Annotated in this window: 3 protein-coding genes; 2 read left to right on the top strand and 1 reads right to left on the bottom strand. The window is 71.2% G+C overall.

All coding sequences use genetic code 11. The features are described from left to right. A partial coding sequence (locus VIB55_RS00570; RefSeq protein ID WP_331874711.1) for a type I secretion system permease/ATPase occupies nucleotides 1–1,108 on the top strand: 1,108 nt, incomplete at its 5' end. Between the two features lie 177 nt (nucleotides 1,109–1,285). Continuing rightward, nucleotides 1,286–2,542, top strand: coding sequence for an HlyD family type I secretion periplasmic adaptor subunit (locus VIB55_RS00565; protein WP_414680792.1), 1,257 nt, complete (start codon nucleotides 1,286–1,288; stop codon nucleotides 2,540–2,542). 269 nt (nucleotides 2,543–2,811) lie between these two features. Here the strand turns inward: VIB55_RS00565 and VIB55_RS00560 are convergent. Next, nucleotides 2,812–3,014, bottom strand: a 203-nt coding sequence (locus VIB55_RS00560) for a response regulator transcription factor (RefSeq protein ID WP_331874709.1), incomplete at its 5' end; no start/stop codon positions are given.

Below are 3,014 nucleotides of genomic sequence, written 5' to 3'. Positions count from 1 at the left end.
TGTGGCCGACGGGCTGCGGGCGAGCGATGCGGCGGCCGGGATCGGCGCGGCCGCCAAGGTGTTCCGCATGGTGCTGCAATCGGCGGGCCTGGGCCTGGGCGCCTATCTGGTGATCCAGGGCCAGCTCAGCGGCGGGGCCATGATCGCGACCTCGATCCTGATGTCGCGGGCGCTCGCCCCGATCGAGATCGCGGTGGCGAACTGGAAGGGCTTCATCGGGGCCCGTCAGAGCTATCACCGGCTGCAGCAGACCCTGGCGCTGGTGCCGCCGCGGCCGGAGCGGCTGGCGCTGCCGGCGCCGCGCGCCAGCGTGAGCGTGCAGGACCTGGTGGTGGGCGCGCCCGGGGGGACGCAGCCGATCGTGCTCGGGGCCTCGCTGCAGCTGCAGGCCGGGCAGGGCTTGGGGCTGATCGGGCCGAGCGCGTCGGGCAAGTCGAGCCTGGCGCGGGCGCTCGTGGGGGTGTGGCCTTCCTTGCGCGGGGAGGTGCGGCTCGATGGGGCGACGCTCGACCAGTGGGAGCCGGACGATCTGGGGCGCCACATCGGCTACCTGCCGCAGGACGTGGAGCTGTTCGAGGGCACGGTGGCGGAGAACATCGCGCGCTTCCGGCCCGAGGCCTCGGCCGAGAGCGTGATCGCGGCGGCGCGGGCGGCGGGGGCGCACGAGATGATCCTGCAGCTGCCCAACGGCTACGACACGCGCATCGGGGAGAGCGGGACGGCGCTGTCGGGCGGGCAGCGGCAGCGGGTGGCGCTGGCGCGGGCCTTGTACGGGGATCCGTTCCTGGTGGTTCTGGACGAGCCGAATGCGAGCCTGGACGGGGCGGGGGACGACGCGCTCAACCAGGCGATCCTCGGGGTGCGGGAGCGCGGGGGCGTGGTGGTGGTGATCACCCATCGTCCGGCGGCGCTGGGCCACGTGGACGTGGTGGGGATCATGGAGGCGGGTCGGATCAAGTCGATCGGGCCGCGCGACGAGGTGCTCAAGACGGTGATGCGCCGGCCCGTGGCGGCCCCTGCGCCGGCACCGGCGGGAGCTCCCGCGGGGGCGGCACCTGCGGGCGCGCCGGCTCCCGCTCCGCATCTGCGCGAGGTGCGCTCCTCGTGAGCGGAGCGGGTGACGCCCATCCGTCTGTGACGACCATCAGCTTCAACGATCTGCGGGAGATCCGCCTGTGACCTCCTTGTTCGACGGCTTCAACGATCTGCGGGAGATCCGCCTGTGAGCACGACCTCTGGAACCCAACCCTCCGCCCATCAGGCGGCGCTGCGCCGGTCTGCGGTGATGGGGCTGTCGCTGATCGGGCTGTTTGGCGGCACGATCGGCCTGTGGGCCGCGACCTCCACCCTCTCGGGCGCGGTGGTGGCGCCGGGGCAGTTCGTGGTCGACAGCAACGTCAAGAAGGTGCAGCACCCGACGGGGGGCATCGTGGGCGAGCTCAAGGTCCGGGAGGGCGACCGGGTGGCCGAGGGGGATCTGCTGATCCGGCTCGACGAGACGGTCACGCGGGCGAACCTCCAGATGGTCACCAAGCAGCTCGACGAGCTCGCCGCGCGCCAGGCGCGGCTGGAGGCGGAGCGGGACGGGCGGGCCACGATGGAGTGGCCGGCGGAGCTGGCGGGGCGGCGCTCGGATCCCGCGGTGGTGCGGCTTGTGGCGGCGGAGCAGACGCTGTTTGAGGCGCGGCGCACGGCGCGGGAGGGGCAGAAGAGCCAGCTGCAGAAGCGGATCGCGCAGCTGCGGGACGAGATCGTGGGGCTGCGGGCGCAGCAGGGCTCGAAGGCGCGGGAATCGGCGATCATCGAGAACGAGCTCAAAGGCGTGCGCGAGCTCTACCAGAAGAACCTGGTGCAGCTGACGCGCCTGTCGGCGCTGGAGCGGGAGGCCGCGAGCCTGGAGGGGCAGCGGGGCCAGCTGATCGCGGCGGTGGCGCAGTCGGAGGGGAAGATCGCGGAGACGTCGCTTCAGATCATCCAGATCGACGAGGAGACCCGGGCGGAGGTCATGAAGGAGCTGCGGGAGATCCAGGGGCGGATGGCGGAGTACGGGGAGCGGCGGGTGGCCGCGGAGGACCAGCTGAAGCGGGTGGAGATCCGCTCGCCGAGCGCGGGCTACGTGCACCAGCTGGCGGTCCACACGGTGGGCGGGGTGATCTCGCCGGCGGAGCCCGCGATGCTGATTGTGCCGGCGAACGACTCGCTGACGCTGGAAGCCAAGGTGCTGCCGCAGGAGATCGACCAGCTGGTGGTGGGGCAGCACGCGAACGTGCGGGTTCACGCCTCGAACCAGCGCACGACGCCGGAGCTGAGCGGGACGCTGAGCCGGATCGCGGCGGACGTGACGCGGGAGCCGCAGACGGGGGCGACGTACTACACGATCCGGGTGGCGCTGCCGCGGGAGGAGGTGGCGCGTCTGGGGAACGTGAAGCTCCAGGCCGGGATGCAGGCGGAGGTGTACGTGCAGACGCACGACCGCACGCCGCTGCAGTACTTCATCAAGCCCCTCCAGGACCAGATCGCCCGAGCCTTCCGCGAGTCGTAAGCAGTCCCACAGGAAGCAGGACCCGAGCGCACGAGCCTTCCGCGAGCCGTAAGCCGTTCAGGCAAAGGCATAGGAACAGAACACCGCGCGTCTTGGCGGGTCCTGAGCCGCACGATCTGACTGGCAAAGCCGGTCCGCTGCCTGCTCGCTAAGGCAGCCCGAGAGACGGACGCCCCAACACAGGCAAGTGCATCAGCTCCGGCTCGAGGCAATCACCACGGCACTCGCCATGGTGCGGGATCCGCCTCGTGCCGCCCTGTGGGATGCCGTCAGTTCACGCGGTGCGTGTGGGGTTCGGCTGGTGTGGCGCGTTTGGCGGCCATGAGGGCGGCCTCGACCCTGTTCCTGACCTGGAGCTTCTGCATCAGGCTGGTGAGGTAGTGCTTGACGGTCTTGTCGCTGATCTCGAGCTGATGCCCGATCTGCTTGTTGCTGAAGCCCCGGGCGAGGTAGCGCAGGATCTGCTCCTCGC

The sequence above is a fragment of the Longimicrobium sp. genome, from assembly GCF_036554565.1.
Taxonomy (GTDB): Bacteria; Gemmatimonadota; Gemmatimonadetes; order Longimicrobiales; family Longimicrobiaceae; genus Longimicrobium.
The sequence above is the reverse complement of the archived record's forward strand: the minus strand, read 5'-3'. Positions and strand labels throughout refer to the sequence as shown.